Origin of the sequence: Parabacteroides sp. PF5-6, assembly GCF_029504695.1 — a bacterium.
Taxonomy (GTDB): Bacteria; Bacteroidota; Bacteroidia; order Bacteroidales; family Tannerellaceae; genus QVMG01.
In genome coordinates this window covers 229,793-254,824 of the sequence record NZ_JAQFIN010000002.1, presented here as the reverse complement: position 1 = coordinate 254,824, position 25,032 = coordinate 229,793, and the positions used below count along the sequence as shown (strand labels likewise).

Sequence of the window (25,032 nt, the reverse complement as noted above, 5' to 3'; positions counted from 1 at the left end):
CAGTCAAATGAAAAAGCTCAAAGTTCCTTATCTACCGACACTCGATGTGTTGGATTTATCTTCCGTCGGCCTCATTATGGAGAACAAAGCCCGGCGAGAGTACATTGAAGTAATCAATTGGGAAATATATCCTTACAAACCTGTTGTAGCCTTCGATATTGCCCGCACGGACAAGAACCTGTATATCCGTTACTTTGTCCGGGGAAATTCGCTGAAAGCATTATACGAGAAAGACGGTTCGCCGGTCTATACCGACAGTTGCGTGGAGTTCTTTATGAAGAAAGAGAATGAGAGCGGGTATATCAATTTTGAATTCAATTGCATCGGTTGTTGTGATGCTTCCCGCCGGCAGTCGCGTGCCGAGAGTGAATCCATTACACCGGAAGAATATCAGTCGATCCGCCGTTACTCTTCGCTGGAGAAGAAAACTTTCACAGAGAAAAAAGGCATCCACTCCTGGGAATTGATCGTCAGCATTCCTTTCTCGGTGATGGGATTGGATCCGGAGAATCTGCCGGAGAAGATCTTGGGCAACTTCTATAAATGCGCCGATGATACGGAATATCCTCACTTTGTAAGCTGGAGCCCGATTGGGACTGAACAGCCGGATTTCCATCGGCCGGAGTATTTTGGGGAGATTTGGTTTTAGGAGTTTTAGGTCTTTTAGGTCATTTAGGTCATTTAGGTCTTTTACGACTTAAAAGACCTAAATGACCTAAATGACCTAAACTCTTATTTCTTCTTCGCCAAATTCATCTCCACCACAAAAGCAACCAACAAACCAATCCCGCCGAACAATAAGACAGACGCACCATACACCACACTGGCATACTCCCGGTGCCCCCAACCATTGCTGGGCATCCCTCCATTATTTTCGACACCCAGGCTGATAAAGAAAGCCACCAACAATCCCAGTCCGATACCGGCCATCATACTGCCGATCTTCAACGCGCTGAAAGAGAAATTGCGCATATAACTCGGCAGCCCCAATTTGCCTTCGAAGGCAGAAGCCTCCAATCGATCGCCGATCTTTTCAATAATAGCCAGACGTTCTTTGCGGCGGGCAAACAATTCGAATAAACCGTAAATCCCTGCGGTGATAATACCAACGACTAATGGGATAAGAATAAAATCCATCATAATCTATACGTTTTTAAATGAGTAATTGATTTCGTTTGCTCTTTTGACGCAATAGTTTTCCATCGGTTACACTCTTTCGATAAAAAATATTTTTATTTTTGTTCCGGTTAGGTGTAACCAGTCCGCCTGGCATGCGTCCATATAAACAAATGGAGTTGTATACCGATCTATATTATGTGAAACGAATACAGGAAGGTGATCTGAGTTGTTTCGCTTGCCTACTCGACAAATACAGCCGCCAGGTTCATTCCTTGATCCTGAAGGTCGTATGCAGCCGGGAAGATGCGGAAGAGCTGACGCAGGATGTATTTATGAAGGTGTACAAAAACATTGCTTCGTTCAAGGGAGATAGCAGCTTTTCCACCTGGATCTACCGGATCGCTTACAACACGGCCATCTCGGCTACCCGGAGACGCAGAATGGAATACCTGGCCATCGAAGAGTCGACGATCAATAATGTATCCGAAGAAGAAGTCGCCCGGATGATGGGACAAACAGACCCTTCGGAGCAGATCGAGCAACTGGAAAAAGCAATCGGACGCCTATCGCCCGATGAACGAGGTATGATTTTATTATATTATATGCAGGAAAAGACGATCGACGACCTGGTGGAGATCACCGGACTCACGGTTTCAAATGTCAAAACCAAGCTGTTTCGTATCCGGAAAAAGTTGTTTGTCTTATTAAAAGAAATGGAGGAGAAGTAATGAATACAAATAGAGAAGAAGATTATCTGCAAGGCTTATTCCGTCAGTTGCCGGTGGAGCCGCTACCCGTTGATTTCCGGATGCAGCTCATGCAACAGATACAGGAAGAAGCCCTGCGGGTGAAGAAGCGCAACGAACGCCTGTCGTGGGCTGCCCTGATCATTGCCTCATTGGTGATACTCACCCTGGGGGTATTGGCCGTGATCCGCCTGGGCATACCCAAAATCTCTATCGATATCTCTATGGAAGCGATGCAAACGATCCCCTTCTACCTCTACATCGCCGGGCTCGCCGGCCTCTTACTCTTTGCCGATCATTATTTCCGGAAGAGATACCGGGCCAAACATAAAGATGATATGATAATACACTGAGAGGTTACGGTCGCTTAATGCGAAACCGTCTCCAACGTATTGATCAGATCCGGATTGATCTTTTTGATATTCTTGATTGCTTTGGAGAAAGGCACATAGACGATATTGTCGTTTTGCACACCAATCATCACATTGCGCTGATCGTCCTGAATGGCATCGATAGCGGCAACGCCCATGCGGGTAGCCAGGATACGGTCCTGCGCCGTGGGAGATCCCCCGCGTTGCAGGTGCCCCAGGATCGAAACCCGTACATCAAACTGGGGGTACTCTATCTTCATGCGTTCGGCAATGCCCATGGCTCCGCCGGTAATATCACCTTCGGTCACCAGAACGATACTGCTACTCTTTGATTTCCGGAAGCCCGTCTCGATCATTTCCGCCAACTGGTCTTTCTCCATCGATATTTCAGGAACAATAGCGGCTTCTGCTCCGGAAGCGATCGCTCCGTTCAAGGCCAGGAAGCCGGCCTCACGCCCCATCACCTCGATAAAGAACAGGCGATCGTGCGAGGTTGCAGTATCGCGGATCTTGTCGACACACTCCATGATGGTGTTCAATGCCGTATCGAAACCGATCGTGGTATCCGTGCCGTAGAGGTCATTGTCGATTGTTCCGGGCAGGCCGACAATCGGATAATTATATTCCTGCGCAAAGATGCGGGCGCCGGTAAGCGTCCCGTCGCCGCCGATCGTAACCAAGGCGTCGATGCCATGTTCCATCAAACGATCATACGCTGTCTTCCGACCTTCCGGTGTACGGAATTCTTCGCTGCGCGCGGTCTTCAGGATCGTACCGCCCCTTTGGATTATATTACTTACACTTTGATTATTGAAGTCTTCTATTTCATTCGTGATCAAGCCTTTGTATCCACGATAGATACCCTTGACTGCTATCCCTCTAAACAAGGCGGTTCGAGTGACCGCGCGGATGGCAGCGTTCATTCCGGGTGCATCACCTCCGGAGGTTAAAATGCCAATACACTTTACCATAGTCATCGTATAAAGGTTTATTATGACGCAGCAAAAATACGATTTATAGTTGAGAGTAGATTCGCCGAGGGGCAAAAGTTCTTCTTTTGTAACAGTATTGTCACATTATAAACCAGCGGCTGGTACGGTGTTTATCTCCCGAATCCGCCCGGCCACTTCTTCCATCAGCCATTTAGGGGTCGAAGTAGCGCCGCAAACGCCTACCCGCTCAATACCAACAGGCAGAGGTGTATTGATTTCTTTGGCTTCAGAGATAAAAAAGGTATGGGGATTGGCCTTCAGGCATTCTTCGAACAATACCCGCCCATTCGAGCTTTTCTTGCCAGCAACGAAATACACCCAGTCGTGACGGGAGGCGAAGCCTTTAATATGCGGCAGACGATTGGCCACCTGCCGGCAGATCGTATCGTAATAATCAAAACGAGTATGCTCGGACCGGCGTCGTTCGATCTCTTCGACAATTTCACGGAAACCATCCAGGGACTTGGTCGTCTGCGAGAAGAGAATAATATCCCGGTTGAAATCCAGACGGTCCAGATCCTCGATCTTCTCGATCACAATCGCCGTGCCGTCGGTCTGGCCCACCAGGCCATTGACTTCCGCATGGCCTTTCTTGCCGTAAATAACCAGCTGGGTCTGCTTCGACCGGGTTTCTTCATAACATTTATGGATCCGTCGCTGCAGGCGCAGCACCACCGGGCAGGTGGCATCCACGATCGTGATCTGGTTTTCTTTTGCCGTCAGATAAGTAGAAGGCGGCTCGCCATGAGCGCGTAGCAGGACTTTCTTCCCTTTCAAATCTGCCAGATCTTTATGCTCGATGGTCCGCAGTCCTTGCGATCGTAGCCGCTCCACTTCTAAGTTATTGTGCACGATATCCCCCAGACAATACAGCGTATCCGTCTCTTTCAGCTCCCGCTCGGCACTCTCGATAGCCGTCACCACACCAAAGCAAAAACCGGAATCGTTATCGATCTCTACGCTCAGCATCTGTTTACTCTTTCGTTGTACCACTGCAAAAGCAACGCTTTCTGCTCTTCGACGGTCATATCCGAATTGTCCAGCACCCGGGCATCGTCGGCCTGCCGGAGCGGACTCTCTTCGCGGGTCGAGTCGATATGGTCGCGGCTCAGCACATTTTCCAACACATCGGCGTAAGAGGCAGGCTGCCCTTTCGCTTTCAACTCGTCGACGCGCCGCTGGGCCCTGATCTCGGGCGATGCGGTCACGAAAATCTTCAGTTCCGCATCCGGAAAGACCACCGTTCCGATATCCCGTCCGTCCATCACGACCCCTTTGTCGCGCCCCATCTCCTGTTGCTGGGCGACCATCGCGCGACGCACAAAACCCAGGGTCGCAATGCGGCTCACCCGATTGGCCACCTCCATCCCGCGGATCTCTTTCTCCACCTTTTCGCCATTCAGATACGTATCCGGCCGGCCGGTCTCGGGGTTTAACCGGAAACTGATCCGTATCCGGTCGATCTGCTGCTCGAGCTGTTCCTCATCCAATGCATCACCGGCAAACAATCCTTGCTGCAAAGCATAAAGAGTCACCGCCCGGTACATCGCACCCGAATCGATATAGGTATAACCAATCTCCCGTGCCAGATCTTTCGCCATCGTGCTTTTCCCACTCGAAGAATGTCCGTCTATCGCTATTGTTATTCGTTTCATTTGATTTTTCTTTGTCCTTTGCAAAAGTAACGAATCAGGCAATACCATCCAAACCGGCAAAAAGAGAGCCATATCCGAAAAAAAAAACACTGCACATTCAAATACATGAAAACAATCGTCACAATTATGAACAGCTTTATTATTTACACAGTCTATATTTGCTCTCGCAAAAAAATAGATCCTTATTTGCCCTAAATATTACTTTCGCAAAAAAAGATGATATAACAGAATCGTTAAATAATAAAAGGTATACGATTGCAAACCCTATAAGTGCAGGTTCCTGTGAAGGTGCGTGTACAAAGAATAATTTTTTATTCTTTTGTCAATATTACTTGCAATCAAGATAGAGTAATTTTTAAAAAACGGTTACAATCAGAAGGCGTCGGGAGATGGTTTCTGATTTTTTTTATGCCTACTATTTCACGCGCGTGGCGCGCTTTTCAATAGTTTGAGATGTGAAGATTTACGATATCAGTATCCAGGCTCCTCTTCTTAGACAAGAAGAGGGGGACCACGGCTTGCCGTGGTGGAGCAGTTTGATCTTCTGACAAATGATAAATACCTATCTCATACAAAATTAGGATCAAACTACCCCACCATCGCCTACGGCTCTGGTCCACCCCCTTCTTTTCTAAGAAGGGGAGCCTGGATAGTTCACTTGCTATTATCCTGCATCTTCACATTTCCTTCTATTCACCGCTCCGCGCCTACCAACTACTAACTACCAACTACTAACTACCGAAGAAAATCTTCACATTCTCTTCGATGCGAATAAATTTTGTGTGTTTATAAACCACTGAAAATGAAGCATTAATATTTTCTTCGGAAACTACCGGTAGTTTGCGCGCAAACTACCGGTAGTTTGTCGACAAAGTATTAGTAGTTTGTGCGCAAAGTACTGGTAGTTTGAAAAAGGGGGGTCTGGCGGGTTTCAAATCGTCTCTTCTTACGGGCGGAAATCGGAAAGTGTAGTGGAGATGCTGACCATCATAGCCATGGCGGAGGGGTGGTATTTGGCGACGGAGACGCCGACATCAAACATCTTTATTTTTACTCCGGCACCGGCGGAGAAGCCTCCCAATTTATTCCCGTTTTCTACTTTCAGGTCCATGTTTCGTTTGGGGTTGAATCCCAGGCCGACCCAAAAGTTCTCGGAGGGAACAAAATCGACCCCGATGACCAGGTGCTTGGCAAAGGTCTGAAAGAAACTATCCTTATCGGCCGCTCCGGTCTGGTCGATGGTATCGAACTTCCAACGGTTCAGATACATCGCCGTCAGGGATAAGCGGATCGGGGCATGGTTCATCTTTTTGGTTATACCCAATTGAATATCCCAGGGCAAAGGGTAACGCTCGTCGTCGTACGTCTTGAGTTGTGCCCCCATATTCTTCAGGGTGAAACCGAAAGAGAAGGCTTTTTCTTCATTATAATAACTGAGTCCCGCATCGACGGCTAATCCGAACGAAGAGAACTCGGCGAAACTCGAATAGAGAAATTTCATCGTCACCCCACCGCGCCAGCGGTTCGACAGGTCGTAAGCATAGAAACCCTGCAGGCCGACGTCGTTCGCCGTAAAGTCGCCCACCGCAATATTCTCGGGCAGGTATTCTTTTATATTACCATAATTAATAAAGGTAGCACCGATTCCCCAGGCTCCCCGTTCCTTATGCGCTTTGGTATAGAGTGCGCTCCCGACATTGATATCCGAGATATAATTCATATAGTTCAGGTTGACCATACCGTCCATCTCTCCACCCAGCAGTCCCGGGTTATGAAAGACGAGGGAAGGGTCGCGCTCGATCAACGCAACCGTATGCCCACCCAAAGCGTTTGCCCGGGCGGATGTGGGGAAACGAAGAAAACGAAAGACATGATCATCGTCCTGCGCCACAAGCGTCAACGGGATAAACAACAGGAAAAGCAGATATATTTTATTTCTCATATTTTTCAAGAAAAACACTACAAAGATATATTAATTCGAAAAAAATGTCTTTACTTTACGCCCGCTAAAGCGAAAACGGAAGAGACATTCACATATTCAGAAACGTGAAAAACACGAAAAAGGTATATTAAGCCTTGCTTTTTTCTTTCGTACGAAAAAAAATACTTAAAAACAGGTGTTTTTTCTACGAAGATTTCCGAATATCTTGATTATTTTCTATTTTTGCCTTTTGAAGAACACGAAGAACACATTTTTATTTTAAATATAATTAGAAAGTATGGAAATTAAAAAATCACCAAAAGCGGACTTGGAAGGAACCAAGACAATGAGCATCCTGATGGGATTGGTTATTGCAATGGCTGCCCTTTTTGTCGGATTCGAATGGGGATCCTACGACGTCCAGGTAGTGACTGCGAGTGAAGGCGTTGCCGACATCATCGTAGAGGAAGAAATCGAGATAACAAGGCCGGACGACACGCCTCCGCCTCCCCCACCACCCCCTGCTCCTGTTATTGCAGAAGAGCTGAATGTTGTTGAAGACGACGTTGAGCTGGAACAACAGGAAATCCTGACTACTGAAGACGATGCTTCAAGTGCTCAGGTACAACAATACGTAGCACCGGCCGTAGTGGAAGAAGAAGAGGAAGCTGAAAACCATATCTTTACGGTAGTAGAAAAGATGCCTCAATTCCCGGGAGGAGACGCTGCATTGCTGAAATATATCAGTACGCAGATCAAATATCCGGTTATTGCACAGGAAAATGGTATCCAGGGACGTGTAGTTGTTTCTTTCGTTGTTAACCGGGACGGTTCTGTAGTAGATGCAGAAGTGGTTCGTGGGGTTGACCCGTCATTAGACAAAGAAGCTTTGCGCGTGATCGGTACGCTGCCGAAATGGGCTCCGGGTGAACAGCGCGGTAAACCGGTACGTGTGAAATATACGGTTCCGGTACAGTTCAGATTACAGTAATCTCATCGACACATAAATAAAAAGGCTGCTATGTGCAGCCTTTTTTTATTGCTTTACGCTCCGCTAAGCGATCATAATTCATAATTCATAATTCGTAATTACCATGTTATCTTTCGAAGAAATCCTGCAAGAAGTAGAAACAGAAATAAAAAACATCCCTTTAGACTATCCCCCCAAAGGTCTTTTTGATCCGATAGAGTATATCCTCTCCTTAGGCGGGAAACGCATACGGCCAGCTTTGGCATTGATGGCCTGCAACATCTACAATGACAACATAGAAAAGAGCATAAAGCCGGCCCTGGGCATGGAAGTATTCCATAACTTCACGCTCTTGCACGACGACCTGATGGACGAGGCCGATAAGCGGCGCAACAAACCCACGGTCCATAAGGTATGGGATGCCAATACGGCCATACTATCAGGCGATGCCATGCTGATCATCGCCTATCAACTGATCGGGCAGACCGACCCCGCCTACCTGAAAGCAATCTTCGATCTCTTCACCCAAACGGCGCTCGAGATCTGTTGCGGCCAGCAATACGATATGGAGTTCGAAAACCGCACCCATGTCACCGAAGCGGAATACTTGGAGATGATCCGCCTGAAAACAGCCGTGCTTCTGGCCTGCTGCCTGAAATCCGGAGCGATCCTGGGTGGCGCTTCGGCGCAGGACGCCCAACACCTTTATGATTTCGGGATCAATATCGGTCTGGCCTTCCAACTGCAGGACGACCTGTTGGATGTATATGGAGATACCAAGACCTTCGGAAAGAACATCGGGGGAGACATCACGGTCAACAAAAAAACATTCCTGTTGATCAACGCCCTTGAGCGGGCATCGGAAAATCAACGGGAGATCCTGTCGAACTGGATTGCCCAAGAAGAGTTCGACGCCGACGAAAAGATCGCCATATTCACCCATATATATAATGAGTTGAACATACGCAGCCTGACAGAGGCAAAGATGAAAGAATATTATGCCACCGGACTGCAGCATCTGGATGCCTTAAAGGCTCCGGCAGAACGTTTGGACATTCTGAAAGAAGTATGCAATAAACTGATGTACCGCAAACTCTAAACGATGAGACTGATCGACACCCATTGCCATCTATACCTGGACGATTTCGACCCGGAGCAGGACGCCTTGATCGCAGAAGCGCGGGCATCGGGCATCGAAGCCCTGTTGCTTCCGAATGTAGATACGGAGACGATCGACCGGATGCATCAGTTATGCGATAAATACCCCGACTATGCCTATCCGATGATGGGATTGCATCCGACCAGTGTCAAGGGAGACTATGTCGAACGGCTGAAAACAATCGAATCCTGTCTATCCGTTCGTCCATATATCGCGATCGGAGAGATCGGCATCGATCTCTATTGGGATAAAACATGGATACGCGAGCAAAAGATCGTATTCGAAGAACAATTGCGCTGGAGCCTGGAGATGCATCTGCCGGTGGCCATCCATACACGCGATGCCTTTCCGGAAGTATTCGACAGTATTCATAAGGTGGATCCGCAGAATCTGACCGGTGTTTTCCATAGCTTCGGCGGGACAGTGGACGACCTGAAAGAAATCGAGAAACTCCCCAATTTCATGATCGGGATAAACGGAGTGATCACGTTTAAAAACTCCAAACTGGCGGAAACGATTCAGCACACGTCGATCGAAAAGATCCTGTTGGAAACCGACGCCCCATACCTGGCGCCTGTCCCCTATCGGGGGAAGAGAAACAACCCGGTTTACCTCTGGAAAACGGCGGAAAAAGTGGCAGAGAGCTACCATTTATCCTTGGAGGAGACAGTTGAAACGACGCGGAAAAACGCGCTAAAACTGTTTAGTAACATGAATTGGAATGCATAGTTGTATTTTTTACGATATATTCAGGATTTTATTTGCCGGATATTAGGTTTATGTCGGTTAAAAACTTTAGATTTGTGCGCTGAAACGTTTGCAAATACGAAAAAATTTGTAATTTGCGCTCGTTTTAAGAGAGAAGAGAGTCCTTGGAGAGATGCTCGAGTGGTTGAAGAGGCACGCCTGGAAAGCGTGTATACGCCTAAAGTGTATCGCGGGTTCGAATCCCGCTCTCTCCGCTTTGGCGCCAGGCAAAAAAAGAGACAATTAGTAATAAACAAATAAAATAAAAAGAGAATTATTAATCTTAAAAATTGAACACACAATGAAAAAGTTATTTGCAAAAGCATTCTTGGGTTTGTGCGCCCTTGGAACCTCTACTACCGTAGCATTCGCGCAGGAAGCTGTAATTGAAGGTGGTTTTCATCAGGAATTAAAAAGATACTTTATCGAAGGTAGTGCCAACTTTATGAGTTTGGTATCTGTCGCTTTAGTCCTTGGTTTGGCTTTCTGTCTGGAAAGAATCATCTATCTGAATTTGGCTGATATTGATCCGACCAAATTATTGCAGGGTATCGACGAAGCATTGGAAAAAGGGGATGTAGAAGGTGCAAAAGCAATCGCTCGCGACACAAGAGGTCCGATCGCTTCTATTGCTTACCAAGGTTTGATGAGACTTGACCAAGGTATCGACATCGTAGAAAAATCAATCGTTTCTTATGGTGGTGTACAAAGCGGTTTGCTTGAAAAGAACTTATCTTGGATCACATTATTTATCGCAATGTCTCCTTCATTAGGGTTCATGGGAACAGTAGTAGGGATGATCATGGCATTCGACAAAATCGAACAAGTGGGTGATATCAGCCCGACGGTTGTTGCCGGTGGTATGAAAGTGGCTTTGATTACAACTGTATTCGGTTTGATCGTTGCATTGATCCTTCAGGTATTTTATAACTATCTGTTAAGTAAACTGGAAGGTATTTTAAATAAAATGGAAGATGCTTCTATTACATTAGTTGATACAGCGATCAAATATTATGTAAAATTCAAAAAATAATAAGAGATTATGGCTGTAACTAAAATAAGAAAATTCTCAGGCTGGGTTCTGGTCCTTTGTTCAATCATTACTGTGGTTGTATTAGGATTGTTCTTCTTCGGAGGAGACAACGAACCTTATAAGGGAGAAATGTGGTATCCCAAACATGTAGATACATTAATTTACTGGCAATACGTCCTGTTTGGGCTCACAGCATTATCAACTGTAGTGTTGGGTATCTATCAATTCGCATCCTCCTTCAAGAACAATCCGAAAGGTGGCATGATGGGGCTGATCGTTATTGTGTTATTTTTTGGTTTGTTATTCATTACCTATACATTAGGCGATTCCACTCCTTTGAATATCTTGAACACAGATGCGCAAGTATTCAATACACCTTTCTGGTTGAAGATGACGGATATGTGGTTGCATTCCACCTACATCCTGACCGGATTGGTTATTCTGGCTATTGTCGCCGGCAGTATTAAAAAGATCTTAGACAAGTAAAAAGAAAAGCAATATGGGTAAAAAAAGAAAAGCACCAGCGGTTAACGCGACTTCTTCTGCCGACATCGCTTTCATGTTGCTCCTTTTCTTCCTGTTGACCTCTTCAATGGATACTGACCGCGGTTTGGCAAGACGATTGCCTCAACCGGTTCCCAAAGATCAGAAAAAGGAAGACGTTGACATTAAAAAGAGAAATCTGATGGTTGTGCTTATCAATAGCTCGAATCAGATCCTTGCTAATGGTCAATATGTTGAGCTGAAAGACCTGAAAGGGATAGTAAGAGAGTTCGTAGAGAATCCTTACAACGATGAGAGTAAACCCGAAAAGGTAGAAGTAGATGTTCCTTACTATGGCACCATGCTGGTGACCAAACACCACCTGATCTCATTGCAAAATGACCGGGGTACGGAATATCAGGCTTATATCAATGTTCAGAATGAACTGGCTTCAGTTTACAATGAACTTAGGGATGAAATGGCTAAAAAGAAATTCGGTAAAGCATTCATGGATATAGATGAAGAACAACAAAAAGCTGTTCAAATGATTTATCCGCAGAAGATCTCTGAAGCTGAGCCTAAAAATTATGGAGGTAAATAAGAATGGGAAAATTTAATAAAGCGGGTGGCCGTGAGATGCCCGAACTGAATACATCGTCATTGCCTGACTTGGTATTTGCTTTCCTGTTCTTTATCATGATGGTAACTACCATGCGTGAGGTAACGCTGAAAGTTGTTTTCAGAGCTCCTCAGGCAACTGAACTCCAAAAGCTGGAGAAGAAATCATTGGTTACATTTATCTATGTAGGGGAACCGATGCAGGAATTCCGTGCACAGATGGGTACTTCAACCCGTATCCAATTGAACGACCAGTTTGCTGAAGTTTCTGAAATCCAGGATTACATCGCTCAGGAAAAGTCAAGTATGAAAGAAGAAGACGCTCCGTTTATGACCGTATCGATTAAGGCCGACAGGGAAACCCCGATGGGTATTATCACGGACATCAAACAAGCACTTCGTGAAGCTTACGCACTTAAGATCAGCTACTCTGCCCAACCTCGGGTGAACTAGTTCGATTAACATATCACAGAAAAGGCGGTTTCTACTCGAAACCGCCTTTTTTTATTGTCATATCCCCTAAAAAGAAGGGCAGAAATGGGAAAATTCATGGGCAGGAATTGTGAAATTCATGGGCAGAATTGGAGGAATTCAAGGGCACTTTTGACAAAAAGAAGGGCACTTTTTGCGAAAAGAAGGGCACTTTTCAGGAAAGGCTGCCGAACAGAGCAGATCGACAGCCCGTTTCTTATGCATTCATACCGTAAACCTGCCGGTAGATCCGTTGTTTGATGGTCTCGAACTCCTTCTTGAGATCCAGATTCCCATACGTCATCAAGCGCATATCGAGCCAGGATTCACCCGGACGATAAGGCGGTTGCCGGTAGGCATGTTCATCCAGGACAAAGCCTAAGCGCTGATAAAAGCCGATACGGCGGCGACTCATCTCGTCGGTAGGCATTTCCACCTCCAATACAACGGGCACAGGCAGGCGCTCGAGAAATAGCGTCAGCGCCTCCCGGCCAATTCCCCCGTTGCGTGCCGACTCATCGATCGCAAAATGTTCTACATACATAAAATCATGCCATTGCCACGCGGTAATAAATCCGGCATACTGTGCCTCGCGCAACAGGACATACACCTGAAACACCTCCGTCACCATCAAATCGCGCACCAAAGCGAAGTCCCTGCGCTCGCCCGGGGGAAAAGAATTGACATAGGTTTGCTCTACCCGCTCCAACAGGGGATCCGTTTGGCTCGCCACAGGCAAGCACTCTATTTTCTGCTTCATATTTCTGTAATTCCATTCAAATTTAACGTGAAGATACTGAATTTTAACGACTCCAAAGAAATCTCCGATTTGCGCGAACTTATAATTTTCCATAAACAAGCCGTGGTTATAGGTTGATTATAAGATATTTCCTATTTTTGCATACAGATCTGAAAGAAAAAGAACGAAAATAGAATAAATATATAATTGATATGGCACAACATCAACTGGACGAATTGGATGAAAAAATCCTGAAGCTTATCATTGGCAATGCCCGTATGCCATTTCTTGAGGTCGCACGCGAATGTAATGTCTCCGGCGCGGCGATCCACCAACGCATACAGAAATTAACCACCATGGGGGTGATCAAAGGCTCCGAGTTTATTGTCGACAATACGAAGGTAGGCTTTGAGACCTGTGCCTATATGGGTTTGTTCCTGCAGTCGCCCGGACAGTTTACGACCGTCACGGAGGCCTTGAAAGAGATCCCCGAGGTCGTAGAATGCCATTACACCACCGGCCAGTACGACCTCTTTATCAAGATCTACGCCAAGAACAACCAGCATCTCTTGAAGATCATTCATCAGAAGCTGCAACCGCTCGGATTGGCCCGTACCGAATCCCTCATCTCCTTTAGAGAAGCCTTCAAACGGCAGATCCCGATTGACTTTAATGAAAATGAAGAATGAGGAATGAAGACTGAAGAATAAAAAGAGGCGACCCCTGATGGAGTCGCCTCTTTTATATTCTTAGTCCCGGAAGATGTTCTAAAAGTAGTCAGATACAAGGCGCCTGAGTTGCAGGCCGAAGGAGCGTACTTTCGTACGTGACTGAAAGACTGAAACGAAGCAACGCAGTAGATGGCTATTTTTAGGATATCTTCTTAGAACTCGGCGTTGTTCGGTGTACGTGGGAATGGTATAACATCCCGAATATTCGCCATACCGGTCACGAAGAGCAATAAACGCTCGAAGCCCAGTCCGAATCCGGAGTGCGGAGCCGTACCGAACCGGCGTGTATCCAGGTACCACCAGATATCTTTCACGGGCACACCCATCTCATCGGCACGTCGTTGCAGTTTATCGAAATCTTCCTCACGCTGCGAACCGCCGATAATCTCGCCGATCTTCGGGAACAAGACATCCATCGCGCGCACGGTCTTCCCGTCGTCGTTCTGCTTCATGTAGAACGATTTGATTTCTTTCGGATAGTCGGTCAGGATCACCGGACATTTGAAATGGTTCTCCACCAGATACCGTTCGTGTTCCGAAGCCAGGTCGGCACCCCAGTAGACCGGGAATTCGAACTTATGCCCGTCGGCCACTGCCTTTTCCAGGATCTCGATCCCCGCGGTATAGGTCAGGCGGATGAATTCATTATCCAGGACAAAGCGCAGGCGCTCGACCAGATCGTCCATATCCTCGTTTTTGTAGAGATGCTTCCGTGCCCCGTTGAGGAACTGAATATCATCCATGCAATTATCTAAAGCCCATTGGAGACAGTATTTGATAAAGTCTTCCGCCAGTTGCATATTTTCCGTAATCTCGTTGAACGCCACTTCCGGTTCGATCATCCAGAACTCGGCCAGGTGACGGGGCGTATTGGAGTTTTCGGCACGGAATGTCGGGCCGAACGTATAGATCGCGCCCAAGGCCATTGCCGCCAGTTCGCCTTCCAACTGCCCGGATACGGTCAGGCTGGTCTCTTTGCCGAAGAAATCCTGCGCATAATCAATATCTCCGTCTTCCGTACGCGCGGGGTTATTGGGATTCAGGGTAGTCACCTGAAACATCTGCCCGGCGCCTTCACAGTCGGAGCCCGTAATGATCGGGGTATGGAAATAAAAGAATCCTCTTTCGTGAAAGAATTTATGGATCGCGATCGCCATGTGATGGCGGATGCGGAACACGGCGCTGAACGCGTTCGTGCGCGGCCGCAGATGCGCGATCTCACGCAGGAATTCCACCGAGTGTCCTTTCTTCTGCAACGGATAAGTTGCCGGATCGGCCGTCCCGTAGATCTCGATCTCCGTCGCTTGTATCTCGGCGTTCTGTCCCTGTCCCTGCGATTGCACCAACAGTCCGTTCACATTGATACAGGCTCCGGTCGTAATCGGTTTGAGATACTCTTCGCCAAACTTATCCACGTCGACAACAATCTGAACATTATTGATTGTAGATCCGTCATTCAGCGCAATAAAATTGACTTGTTTACTACCTCTGCGGGTTCTCACCCATCCTTTCACATTCACGGTCGTACCGAAAGCTTCACTTTGCAGTACATCTACAATTTTTGTTCTACTAATTGTTTCCATTTTATTATTATTTAAAAGCCCCTCCAACCTCCCCCGAAGGGGAGGCTAAAAAGGCTAAAGATATTTTAAGACCAAGACAACCTCTCCACCACCGCAAGCGGCGGTCCCCCTCTCCTGTCCAGGAGAGGAGCCGAAGATAGTCATCTTGAGTATTTATTCGAATGCTCCCATGCGAAGCGCATTCACTTCCCTTTCATTCAGATAACGCCACTTGCCCCGACCGAGGTTCTTCTTAGTCAAGCCGGCGAAATAGACGCGGTCCAGCTTCACCACGTGGTAACCCAAAGATTCGAAAATGCGGCGCACGATACGGTTACGGCCCGAATGGATCTCGATACCTACCTGGCTCTTGTCCATCTCGTTGGCGTAGCTGATCGCATCGGCGTGGATTTCACCGTCTTCCAATTCCAGTCCGTTCGCAATCTTTTCCATGTCTTCGATCGCCACGTTCTTGTCTAACCAAACATGGTAGATCTTTTTCTTCTTGTAGGAAGGATGGGTCAGCTTAGACGCCAGGTCACCGTCATTGGTCAACAGCAATACACCGGTGGTATTGCGGTCGAGACGTCCAACCGGGTAGATGCGTTCCGTACAAGCATTCTTCACCAGATCCATCACCGTCAAACGATCCTGCGGGTCTTCGGATGTCGTCACGCAGTTCTTCGGTTTGTTCAGGATGATGTACAATTTGCTTTCGATCTGTACCGGTTGTCCGTTGAATTCCACCTTGTCCTGACGGGTAATCTTGGTTCCCAGTTCGGTGATCACCACATCGTTGACTTTCACTGCGCCGTTCTGGATAAATTCATCGGCTTCGCGGCGAGAACATACGCCGGCGTTCGACAAGAATTTGTTCAGACGGATCGGTTCGTTCGGATCGGTCAATACTTCTTTGTACTTCAATTGCTTCTGTACGCCGTATTTCGCGTTCGGATCGTAATCTCCCGAGCGACGTTGCATCGGACGGCGATTGTTATTGCCGTATCCGCCACCGCCACCCTGGCGATATCCACCACCGCCTCCGCGGTTGTTTCCGTAAGAAGGACGGCCACCGCCGCCTCCACGATTGTCGTAAGAGCTCACACGGGTATCCCCCACGCGTGGTCTTCTTTTCTTTTCATCGCCTCCCTGGCCACCTTCCGGTGATGCCGAATAGACACGGCCGCCTCCGTCACGATTGTCGTAAGGACGCTGCGGACGGTTGTACGATGAGCGCTGATCGTTTCCGTAAGAAGGACGATTGCCGTATGAAGGACGATTTCCATAACCTCCGCCGTCACGGTTCTGGCCATAGCCTCCGCCGTCACGATTTTGGTTGCCATAGCCCCGGTTGTTCCCATACGAAGGGCGATTGTAGTTGCCTCCGTCGCGGTTGTAACCGCCGCCGTCCCGGTTGTCGTAAGGACGGGGTCTGTTCTGACGTTCTCCATAGGATGGCCGGTCTCCGTAAGAAGAGCGGTTGTCACCATACGACCGGTTGCCATAACCACCCCGGTCGTTCGAGGGGTTGTTGTACGGCCGACGTTCATAGTTGTTGTTACCGTAAGGTCTTCTATCACCTTCCATGTCTGTGTTTTCCCGACGGATACTTGGTATCACTTTTCTTGGGCGCGGTTGAGATTCATCTCTTTCTTCTGTACTCATTTTTTTGTAAAATAATTTAGTTAACTAAAAAAGTAGCCTCCCGGTTACTCACATTGATAAACACTAAATACCTGTATAATTATGCGGCGTAATCGCCTTTAATTCCGTTTTAACTTCTTTACTAACGTCTAATGTCTCAATAAACTCCTGAATAGATTTTTCCGTTATACCTTCATTTGTTCTTGTCAAAGCTTTCAACGCTTCATAAGGTTTCGGATAGCCTTCTCTACGCAGAATGGTCTGGATCCCTTCAGCCACAACGGCCCAGCATTGCTCCAGATCTTCTTGCAGCGCACTTTCGTTTAATAACAATTTATTCAAGCCTTTTGTTAAACTCTTGAATGCGATTTCGATATGGGCCAAAGGCACACCGATATTGCGCAAAACCGTCGAGTCGGTCAGGTCGCGCTGCAAGCGCGAGATCGGCAGTTTCCCCGACAGGTGGTCCAACAGGGCGTTCGCAATGCCCAGATTTCCTTCTGCATTTTCAAAATCAATGGGATTCACCTTATGAGGCATAGCAGAAGAACCGACTTCACCGGCTTTGATCTTCTGTTTGAAATATTCCATTGAGATGTATTGCCAGAAATCGCGGTTCAGGTCGATCAAGATGGTATTGATGCGTTTCAATCCGTCGAATATTGCGGAGAAATTGTCATAGTTAGAGATCTGCGTGGTCCACTCTTCCCTTTTCAATCCTAACACTTCACCGACAAAATGGTTTCCAAACGCTTTCCAGTCGTACGCCGGATAGGCCACATGGTGTGCATTGAAGTTACCCGTAGCGCCTCCAAACTTGGCAGAGACCGGAACGGCTTTCAACAATGCCATCTGCTGCTCCAGGCGGTAGACAAACACCATCACCTCTTTCCCCAAACGGGTCGGCGACGCCGGTTGTCCATGCGTTTTCGCCAGCATCGGAATAGCCATCCAGGCTTCGGCTTTTTCTTTCAGGAACGCAATCACTTCTTCCAACCCGGGATAATACACCTGCTCCAACGCTTCCTTCAACGAAAGGGGCACGGAGGTATTGTTGATATCCTGCGAAGTCAGACCGAAATGGATAAACTCATGATAGGCTGATGACAACAACTGATCGGTCTTTTCTTTAATAAAATACTCCACCGCTTTCACATCATGGTTGGTCGTATTCTCTATCTCCTTCACCCGTTGGGCGTCGCTTTCCGAGAAAGACAGATAAATACGGCGCAACTCATCTTTCACTTCCGCCCGATTCAATTCAGATAATTGAGGCAGAAATTCAGACAAGGCGATCAGGTATTCAATTTCAACACGCACACGATATTTGATCAGGGCATATTCAGAAAAGTAACCAGCCAGGTTTTCAGCTTTATTCCGGTATCGCCCATCCACGGGCGAAATAGCAGTCAGTGTCGTTAGTAACATACAAGTTCAATCAATAGTCTATAACATCATAGAGTTCAGTCCAATTGGAAGTGCAAAGTTAACACTTTCTACGAAAAAACGCATGAGTTAAGCTTTTTTAATTAAGGCAAGGCCTGAAAGAGACCCCCTTTTCAAACTACCAGTAGTTTGTGCACAAACTACTAATATTTTGTCGACAAACTACCGGTAGTTTATTCGCAAACTACCGGTACTTTTTGAAGGGGATACTGATGGCTTATTTTCAGGTAGTTACAAGGCCGGCATTAAACCGCCCAATCTTATAAAATAAACTATGTGTCACCAGCAAAACTTCGTGGTTAAATAAACACAGTCCGATGGGGAATATATTTTTTTCGTATATTTAATGCCGATTTTGTGAATCGAAAGAGAGAGATATATTAATTTAATACAAGGTATTTTTATGAAAATGTTATCCTTATTCGCCACTGTACTGTTGTCGTGCTTGTTTTGCACAAACCTGACGGCGCAAGAATCCGTGTTCCAACGTCCACCCAAAGTTATCGAAGACATTGTCCTGGCCAAACAATCCCCTACGACCCGGGTAAGTGAAAATAATCAATGGGCGATCCAACTGGAACGCTCCTACTACCGGTCGCTGCGGAAGCTTGCCGAACCGGAATTGAAACTCGCCGGTATGCGTATCAACCCGAACACCTTCGGAGCCAGCCGCCAGGCGGAATATACCGGAGTATCACTGATGCATATCGCAACGCAGAAAGTGACGCCTGTCAGCGGCATTCCCGCCGGGGCAGTAGTCAAACATGCCGAATTCTCACCCAAAGACACGGAAGTGATTCTTTTCGTTGAAGAGAACGACGGGAATTATCTTTACCGGTTTACCACCGAAGAGCCTGTCGCCCGTCGCCTGAGCGACCGGAAAGTGAATATGACTTCCGGTGGAGAGATCGAGTGGATCGACGATCATACGTTCCTGACCCTGTTGGTTCCCGTCGGCATAGGACAACCGCCGGCCGAGCCGGTCGTACCCTCCGGACCGGTTATCCAGGAAAGCACCGGGAAAAGCGCTCCGGCACGTACCTACCAGGACTTATTGAAGAATCCGTACGATGAAGACCTGTTCGATTATTACTTCACGACTCAGTTGGCTGCCATCAATACCGACGGAGTACGCGAAATTGGCCGGCCGGCAATCTACGGACGCCTTTCGGCTTCGCCGGACAAAAGTTTGTTGTTGTACACCACCATCCAACGTCCTTACTCTTATCAGGTGCCGATGTATTATTTCCCGCAACGCACAGCGGTGATGGATATGGACGGTAAAGAGGTGAAAGAGCTGGTGAGCACTCCGGTGAATATCTTGCCGATGGGATACGATACGGCTTCTCCTTACCCGCGTGCCCATGCCTGGCGCGCCGATAAACCGGCCACACTCTACTGGGCAGAAGCACAAGACGGAGGCGATCCCCGCAAAAACAAAGTGGAATATATGGATATCGTCTACCAATCGGCCTATCCTTTCGATGCACCCAAGCAGGAGGTGACACGCACAGTGAAACGTTTCGCCTATATCCTCTGGAACGATGACAGCTTCGCCCTGATGACCGAATATACACGTGCCGACAACCGCATGAAGACCTGGCAGATCAAACCCGGATCCAAAGAAGAAGCGAAACTGTTGATCGACCTGTCGATGGACGACCGCTACAACAACCCGGGCTCGCCGGTGACGGTTAAGAATGAGTTCGGGGAACAGATTGTCTATACCAATAAAAACAAGACCGAGCTTCTGATGACTTCCACCGGCGCATCACCGGAAGGGGATATGCCGTTTATCAGCCAGTTCTCGTTGAAAGATAAATCGAACAAAATCATCTGGCGCTCGCAGGCTCCTTATTATGAAACGATCATGCGCGTGACCGATCCGGCCAGACTGCAACTGATCACTTCACGCCAGTCGGTGACCGAGCCCGCCAACCTGTTTATACGCGACCTGAAACGCAAGAAAGCGACTCAGATCACCCATTTCGGCAATCCTTATCCGGGCATGGAAGGGGTTAGTAAAGAAAAGATCTTCTACAAACGCGCCGACGGGGTCGACCTGACGGCTACCGTGTACCTGCCCGCTGGTTACGACAAAGCGAAAGACGGCCCACTGCCGGTATTGATGTGGGCCTATCCGCGGGAATTTCGTTCGGCAGCCGATGCTGCACAGGTGCGCGGATCGCAATATACCTTTACCAACATCAACTACGGCTCGCCCGTGTTCTGGGTACTGAGAGGATACTGCGTGATGGAGAATGTAGAGATGCCGATCGTCAGCACCTCGGAAGATGCCGAGCCGAACGATAACTTCGTCGAACAGTTGACCATGAACGCCGAAGCCGCCATCAAGGTGATCTCCGAGATGGGTGTCGGCGATGCCAACCGGGTAGCGGTCGGTGGCCATTCGTATGGCGCCTTTATGACGGCCAACCTGCTTTCGCACACGAAGCTGTTCAAAGCCGGTATCGCCCGCAGCGGCGCGTACAACCGTACCCTGACCCCGTTCGGTTTCCAGGCCGAGACGCGGACCTACTGGGAGGCGCCGGAAGTGTACTACACCATGTCGCCCTTCTCGTATGCCAACCGCCTCAACGGGGCTATCCTGTTGATCCACGGTGAGATGGATAACAACTCCGGAACATTCCCCGTCCAGTCCGAACGTTACTTCCAGGCCTTGAAAGGACATGGGGCAACGACCAAATATGTCGTCCTGCCTTACGAAAGCCATGGATATGCCGCAGAAGAAAACATCCTGCACATGCTTTATGAGACGGATGCGTGGCTGGAGAAATACGTGAAGTAATTATGAATTATGAGTTATGAATTATGAGAAATAAAGCACTTAGCTTTCTCATAATTCATAATTCATAATTCTAATAAAACTTGGTTATGAAAAAAAAGTTAGTTGTATTGACCGGTGCCGGAATGAGTGCGGAGAGTGGGATTGCTACTTTCCGCGATGCCGACGGGTTATGGAATAAATATCGGGTGGAAGATGTGGCTACGCCGGAGGCTTTCGAGAAAGACCCGGAATTGGTACTCGACTTTTACAATTACCGGCGACGGGAATTGATCAACGCCCAACCCAATGCCGGACATACCGGACTGGTCGAGCTGGAGAAAGATTTCGAGGTACACATCATCACTCAGAACATCGACAACCTGCACGAAAGGGCCGGCAGCAGCTCGGTCATGCACCTGCATGGCGAACTGATGAAGGCCTGCTCGATCCATAATCTCAACAAAACATACGACCTTCCACCTGATAATCCGGATATCCACCTGGGCGATACCGATCCGGAGGGATACCAACTGCGACCTTTCGTGGTCTGGTTCGGAGAGGCGGTGCCGATGATCGAACCGGCCATCGAGTGGGTAATGCAAGCGGATATCCTGGTGGTGATCGGTACCTCACTGAATGTTTACCCCGCTGCCGGGCTGTTGAACTACGCCCGCAAAGGCGTACCGGTCTATCTGATCGACCCCAAAGATGTACATACCCACCGCAACGATATTCATCATATCCGTATGGGGGCTTCCGAAGGAGTGAAAAAACTGTCCAAGGTTTTGTTTTTATAAAAAAAGCATTTATCTTTGCAGCCCGAATTGTAATATAGAATATAACAATAAAACATATAGGAAAATGAGCAAGAGAACATTTCAGCCTTCGAACCGGAAAAGAAAGAACAAGCACGGCTTCCGTTCCAGAATGGCAACAGCTAACGGCCGCAGAGTCTTGGCTTCCCGTCGTGCAAAAGGAAGAGCTAAATTAACTGTATCCGACGAGTACAACGGATAACCGGTCGATTTTACGATTTGATAAAGAAAGTAAAGGTTTTACTAAAAAGCCTTTACTTTCTTTGTTTTTGAGGCTTTTTTCCTACTTTTGAACCAACTATCAGGAAGAGGATAAAATGAAGAACTTTTTTATCAAAGTGTTGAAGAACCCATACGTCATCAATCTAATCATAATGGCAGTGGTTTCAGGTGCCGTGATCTACGGGGTACTGAAGTGGCTGGATCATTACACATTGCACAATAAAGCGGTGATCGTTCCCGATATCAAAGGACTATCGATCGATGAAGCCGCGATCTTCATTCAGAACAACGGCCTGCGCTACAACGTGATCGACTCCGTCTTTTCCAAGAACGTAGCGCCCGGAGCAATCGTTGAGATTATTCCCGGCGTCGGTGCGAAGGTGAAAGAAGGGCGCATCCTTTTTTTAACAATCAACGCCACCACTTCCCAGATGGCCGACATCCCCGAGGTGGCCGACCTCTCTTTCCGTCAGGCCTATGCCTTGCTTAAATCCCGTGGTTTTGTAAATATCGAAACCGAATATGTTCCCGGCGACTATAAAGACCTGGCGATCGAAGTCGAAGCCAATGGCCGCGTACTGCTACCGGGAGAAAAGACCTTGCTCACCGCTCCGCTTATCCTGAAGGTGAGCAGCGGCGAAGCGGAAATGCCTAACGACTCCCTTTCGGTCGATATCGAACCGATTACCCCCTTAGACAGTGATGTTGAAACCTGGTTTTAATCATGAACGCGTTTTACGAGGACATAGATGACGAGCAGGAAGAAGGCCTGTTTTTCCCCGACGAAGGAGAAGAAACCGGGTCGACTCCGATGTACGAACACTTCCGTTTTGTAGCCGACAAAGGACAAGCCCTCTTGCGGGTCGATAAATTCCTGGTCGACCGGATGATGGGTGCTACGCGCAACCGGATTCAACTGGCCGCCGATGCCGGATGTATCCGGGTGAACGACAAGCCGGTCAAAAGCAACTACCGCGTCAAACCGCAGGATGTGGTGACGATCGTACTCGATCGTCCCCGGCGTGAACTCGAAATCATTCCCGAAGATATTCCCCTGAACATCGTTTACGAAGACGAAGAACTGATGATCATCAACAAACCGGCCGGTCTGGTGGTGCACCCCGGGCATGGAAACTATACCGGTACATTGGTCAACGCCCTCGCCTGGTACCTGAAGGATGATCCGCTGTACGATCCGGCAGACCCGCAGGTCGGGTTGGTTCACCGCATCGACAAAGATACCTCCGGCTTATTGGTGATCGCCAAAAGACCGGAAGCCAAGACGAACCTGAGCTTGCAGTTCTTCAACAAAACCACCCAACGCAAATACCTCGCACTGGTCTGGGGCATCGTCAAAGAAGACGAAGGACGGATCGAAGGGAATATCGCCCGCGACCCGCGCGACCGGATGCAAATGACCGTATTCCCCGAAGGCGATCACGGTAAAACGGCAGTCACCCACTACCGCGTGATCGAACGATTGGGTTATACCACCTTGGTCGAATGCCGTCTGGAGACCGGACGCACGCACCAGATCCGGGTACACATGAAATATATCGGCCACACGCTCTTCAACGATGAGAGATACGGCGGACATGAGATACTGAAAGGAACACGATTCACCAAATACAAACAATTCGTTCAGAACTGTTTTGCCCTATGCCCGCGCCAGGCGCTTCATGCCAAGACATTGGGTTTCATACATCCGTCCACCGGAAAAGAAATGTTTTTCGATTCCGAACTGCCCGAAGACCTGTCGCAACTGATTGAGAAATGGCGTACGTATGCTCACTCTAAAGAAGTAGAAGAATGAAAAGAAATATCGCGATCATAGCCGGAGGATACTCCTCGGAAGTTGTCGTTTCTTTAAAAAGTGCCGATGGAATCTACTCTTTTCTTGACAAAGAAAGATATAATCTCTATATTGCCCTGGTAACCGACAAAGGATGGTATGTGAAACATCCCGGCGGGGAGAATATACCGATCGACAAGAACACCTTTAGCGCGGTGATCGATGGGGAGAAGGTGCAATTCGACTTTGCGTATATCACCATTCACGGCACTCCGGGTGAGAATGGACTGTTGCAAGGCTATTTCGAGATGTTAGGCATTCCTTATTCCGCATGCGGGGTATTGGTGAGTGCATTGACATTTAATAAATATGTATGTAATACTTATTTACATACGTTCGGCATCCCGGTGGCCCGTTCGATCCGCTTGTTGCCAGGCGAATCGGTAAGCGACGAAGAAGTGGTCGAACGCCTGGCATTGCCCCTCTTCGTCAAACCGAACGACGGCGGCAGCAGCTTCGGCACGACCAAAGTAAAAACAAAGGAAGAGATCCAACCGGCAATCCGAAGGGCCTTTGCCGAAGGAAAAGAAGTGATACTGGAAAGTTTTATCGACGGAACGGAAGTGACCTGCGGTTGCTACAAAGTGAAAGGAAAAGAACAGGTCTTCCCGCTGACCGAAGTAGTGACCGACAATGAATTCTTCGACTTCGATGCCAAATACAATGGACAGGTCGACGAGATCACTCCGGCCCGCCTATCGGCGGAACTGACGGAGAAGATACAACGGCAGACATCAAGAGTCTATGATATTCTGGGAGCCAAAGGATTGATACGGATAGATTATATCATTCCGGAAAACGGAGAACCGGTGATGCTGGAAGTCAATACGACTCCGGGCATGACAACCACCAGTTTCATTCCACAGCAGGTCGCTGCTGCCGGACTGGACATCAAAGAGGTGTTGACGGAAATAATCGAAAATGAATTTGAACTAAATTAACTGTTGA

The 25,032-nt window shown here is 47.9% G+C and carries 26 protein-coding genes and 1 tRNA gene; 18 read left to right on the top strand and 9 right to left on the bottom strand.

Features of this window, described 5'->3' with window-relative positions; all coding sequences use genetic code 11:
- Positions 1 to 7: 7 nt before the first annotated feature.
- Entirely contained in the window at positions 8 to 649 is a 642-nt protein-coding gene (locus tag M2133_RS03145; protein WP_277464725.1) for a carbohydrate-binding family 9-like protein, read from the top strand.
- 83 nt (positions 650 to 732) lie between these two features.
- Here the strand turns inward: M2133_RS03145 and M2133_RS03140 are convergent, their stop codons facing one another.
- On the bottom strand, positions 733 to 1,140 hold the full coding sequence (locus tag M2133_RS03140) for a DUF6249 domain-containing protein (RefSeq protein WP_277464511.1): 408 nt from the start codon (positions 1,138 to 1,140) through the stop codon (positions 733 to 735).
- Positions 1,141 to 1,289: 149 nt separating this feature from the next.
- On the opposite strand from M2133_RS03140, the gene M2133_RS03135 reads away from it, so the two are divergent.
- Both M2133_RS03135 and M2133_RS03130 read left to right on the top strand, forming a co-directional pair.
- Positions 1,290 to 1,847, top strand: a complete 558-nt coding sequence (locus M2133_RS03135) for an RNA polymerase sigma factor (RefSeq protein ID WP_277464723.1) — start codon at positions 1,290 to 1,292, stop codon at positions 1,845 to 1,847.
- Positions 1,847 to 2,218 (top strand): hypothetical protein, encoded by a 372-nt coding sequence (locus tag M2133_RS03130; RefSeq protein WP_277464510.1) that lies wholly within the window; start codon positions 1,847 to 1,849, stop codon positions 2,216 to 2,218. Before M2133_RS03135 ends, M2133_RS03130 begins: the two co-directional genes overlap by 1 nt.
- 14 nt (positions 2,219 to 2,232) lie before the next feature.
- On the opposite strand, the gene pfkA is transcribed toward M2133_RS03130, so the two are convergent.
- The 4 genes from pfkA to porQ form a co-directional block, all read right to left on the bottom strand.
- Complete coding sequence (gene pfkA / locus M2133_RS03125) at positions 2,233 to 3,213, bottom strand: 6-phosphofructokinase (RefSeq protein ID WP_277464509.1); 981 nt, start codon at positions 3,211 to 3,213, stop codon at positions 2,233 to 2,235.
- A gap of 99 nt (positions 3,214 to 3,312) precedes the next feature.
- The gene (locus tag M2133_RS03120; protein WP_277464722.1) at positions 3,313 to 4,197 is read right to left on the bottom strand and encodes a 4-hydroxy-3-methylbut-2-enyl diphosphate reductase; all 885 of its coding nucleotides are present in this window, start codon (positions 4,195 to 4,197) and stop codon (positions 3,313 to 3,315) included.
- Entirely contained in the window at positions 4,191 to 4,883 is a 693-nt protein-coding gene (gene cmk, locus M2133_RS03115) for a (d)CMP kinase (RefSeq protein ID WP_277464508.1), read from the bottom strand. The genes M2133_RS03120 and cmk overlap by 7 nt, the downstream gene beginning before the upstream one ends.
- A 946-nt stretch (positions 4,884 to 5,829) precedes the next feature.
- The gene (porQ, locus tag M2133_RS03110) at positions 5,830 to 6,825 is read right to left on the bottom strand and encodes a type IX secretion system protein PorQ (RefSeq protein WP_277464507.1); all 996 of its coding nucleotides are present in this window, start codon (positions 6,823 to 6,825) and stop codon (positions 5,830 to 5,832) included.
- Positions 6,826 to 7,102: 277 nt separating this feature from the next.
- On the opposite strand from porQ, the gene M2133_RS03105 reads away from it, so the two are divergent.
- The 8 genes from M2133_RS03105 (at position 7,103) to M2133_RS03070 (ending at position 12,267) form a co-directional block, all read left to right on the top strand.
- Positions 7,103 to 7,795 (top strand): energy transducer TonB, encoded by a 693-nt coding sequence (locus tag M2133_RS03105; protein ID WP_277464506.1) that lies wholly within the window; start codon positions 7,103 to 7,105, stop codon positions 7,793 to 7,795.
- A 103-nt stretch (positions 7,796 to 7,898) separates the two neighbouring features.
- Positions 7,899 to 8,873 (top strand): polyprenyl synthetase family protein, encoded by a 975-nt coding sequence (locus M2133_RS03100; RefSeq protein WP_277464505.1) that lies wholly within the window; start codon positions 7,899 to 7,901, stop codon positions 8,871 to 8,873.
- A 3-nt stretch (positions 8,874 to 8,876) separates the two neighbouring features.
- Positions 8,877 to 9,662 carry a TatD family hydrolase gene (locus M2133_RS03095; protein WP_277464504.1) on the top strand — a complete coding sequence of 262 codons (786 nt, stop codon included), beginning with the start codon at positions 8,877 to 8,879 and terminating at the stop codon, positions 9,660 to 9,662.
- A 145-nt stretch (positions 9,663 to 9,807) separates the two neighbouring features.
- Positions 9,808 to 9,895, top strand: a tRNA-Ser gene (locus tag M2133_RS03090).
- An 86-nt stretch (positions 9,896 to 9,981) separates the two neighbouring features.
- Positions 9,982 to 10,713: a MotA/TolQ/ExbB proton channel family protein gene (locus M2133_RS03085; RefSeq protein ID WP_277464503.1), complete on the top strand. Its 732-nt coding sequence runs from the start codon at positions 9,982 to 9,984 to the stop codon at positions 10,711 to 10,713.
- Between the two features lie 9 nt (positions 10,714 to 10,722).
- Positions 10,723 to 11,199 carry a hypothetical protein gene (locus M2133_RS03080; RefSeq protein ID WP_277464502.1) on the top strand — a complete coding sequence of 159 codons (477 nt, stop codon included), beginning with the start codon at positions 10,723 to 10,725 and terminating at the stop codon, positions 11,197 to 11,199.
- 13 nt (positions 11,200 to 11,212) lie between these two features.
- Positions 11,213 to 11,797 carry a biopolymer transporter ExbD gene (locus M2133_RS03075; RefSeq protein ID WP_277464501.1) on the top strand — a complete coding sequence of 195 codons (585 nt, stop codon included), beginning with the start codon at positions 11,213 to 11,215 and terminating at the stop codon, positions 11,795 to 11,797.
- Positions 11,798 to 11,799: 2 nt separating this feature from the next.
- Entirely contained in the window at positions 11,800 to 12,267 is a 468-nt protein-coding gene (locus M2133_RS03070; RefSeq protein WP_277464500.1) for a biopolymer transporter ExbD, read from the top strand.
- 235 nt (positions 12,268 to 12,502) lie between these two features.
- Here the strand turns inward: M2133_RS03070 and M2133_RS03065 are convergent, their stop codons facing one another.
- Entirely contained in the window at positions 12,503 to 13,045 is a 543-nt protein-coding gene (locus M2133_RS03065) for a GNAT family N-acetyltransferase (RefSeq protein WP_277464499.1), read from the bottom strand.
- Between the two features lie 191 nt (positions 13,046 to 13,236).
- Here M2133_RS03065 and M2133_RS03060 point away from each other — a divergent pair, with 191 nt between their 5' ends.
- Entirely contained in the window at positions 13,237 to 13,713 is a 477-nt protein-coding gene (locus M2133_RS03060) for an Lrp/AsnC ligand binding domain-containing protein (protein ID WP_277464498.1), read from the top strand.
- Positions 13,714 to 13,907: 194 nt separating this feature from the next.
- On the opposite strand, the gene asnS is transcribed toward M2133_RS03060, so the two are convergent.
- From asnS to purB, 3 genes are all read right to left on the bottom strand, one after another.
- Positions 13,908 to 15,338, bottom strand: a complete 1,431-nt coding sequence (asnS, locus tag M2133_RS03055; RefSeq protein ID WP_277464497.1) for an asparagine--tRNA ligase — start codon at positions 15,336 to 15,338, stop codon at positions 13,908 to 13,910.
- Positions 15,339 to 15,491: 153 nt separating this feature from the next.
- On the bottom strand, positions 15,492 to 16,982 hold the full coding sequence (locus tag M2133_RS03050; protein ID WP_277464496.1) for a pseudouridine synthase: 1,491 nt from the start codon (positions 16,980 to 16,982) through the stop codon (positions 15,492 to 15,494).
- 63 nt (positions 16,983 to 17,045) lie between these two features.
- Positions 17,046 to 18,389: an adenylosuccinate lyase gene (gene purB / locus M2133_RS03045; RefSeq protein WP_277464495.1), complete on the bottom strand. Its 1,344-nt coding sequence runs from the start codon at positions 18,387 to 18,389 to the stop codon at positions 17,046 to 17,048.
- A gap of 421 nt (positions 18,390 to 18,810) precedes the next feature.
- On the opposite strand from purB, the gene M2133_RS03040 reads away from it, so the two are divergent.
- The 6 genes from M2133_RS03040 (at position 18,811) to M2133_RS03015 (ending at position 25,025) form a co-directional block, all read left to right on the top strand.
- Positions 18,811 to 21,216: a prolyl oligopeptidase family serine peptidase gene (locus M2133_RS03040; RefSeq protein WP_277464494.1), complete on the top strand. Its 2,406-nt coding sequence runs from the start codon at positions 18,811 to 18,813 to the stop codon at positions 21,214 to 21,216.
- Positions 21,217 to 21,302: 86 nt separating this feature from the next.
- Entirely contained in the window at positions 21,303 to 21,992 is a 690-nt protein-coding gene (locus M2133_RS03035) for an NAD-dependent deacylase (RefSeq protein ID WP_277464493.1), read from the top strand.
- Between the two features lie 64 nt (positions 21,993 to 22,056).
- The gene (rpmH, locus tag M2133_RS03030) at positions 22,057 to 22,212 is read left to right on the top strand and encodes a 50S ribosomal protein L34 (RefSeq protein ID WP_277464492.1); all 156 of its coding nucleotides are present in this window, start codon (positions 22,057 to 22,059) and stop codon (positions 22,210 to 22,212) included.
- Positions 22,213 to 22,384: 172 nt separating this feature from the next.
- Entirely contained in the window at positions 22,385 to 22,954 is a 570-nt protein-coding gene (locus tag M2133_RS03025) for a PASTA domain-containing protein (protein WP_277464491.1), read from the top strand.
- A gap of 2 nt (positions 22,955 to 22,956) precedes the next feature.
- Positions 22,957 to 24,045 carry an RluA family pseudouridine synthase gene (locus M2133_RS03020; protein WP_277464490.1) on the top strand — a complete coding sequence of 363 codons (1,089 nt, stop codon included), beginning with the start codon at positions 22,957 to 22,959 and terminating at the stop codon, positions 24,043 to 24,045.
- Complete coding sequence (locus tag M2133_RS03015; protein WP_277464489.1) at positions 24,042 to 25,025, top strand: D-alanine--D-alanine ligase; 984 nt, start codon at positions 24,042 to 24,044, stop codon at positions 25,023 to 25,025. Before M2133_RS03020 ends, M2133_RS03015 begins: the two co-directional genes overlap by 4 nt.
- Positions 25,026 to 25,032 lie beyond the last annotated feature (7 nt).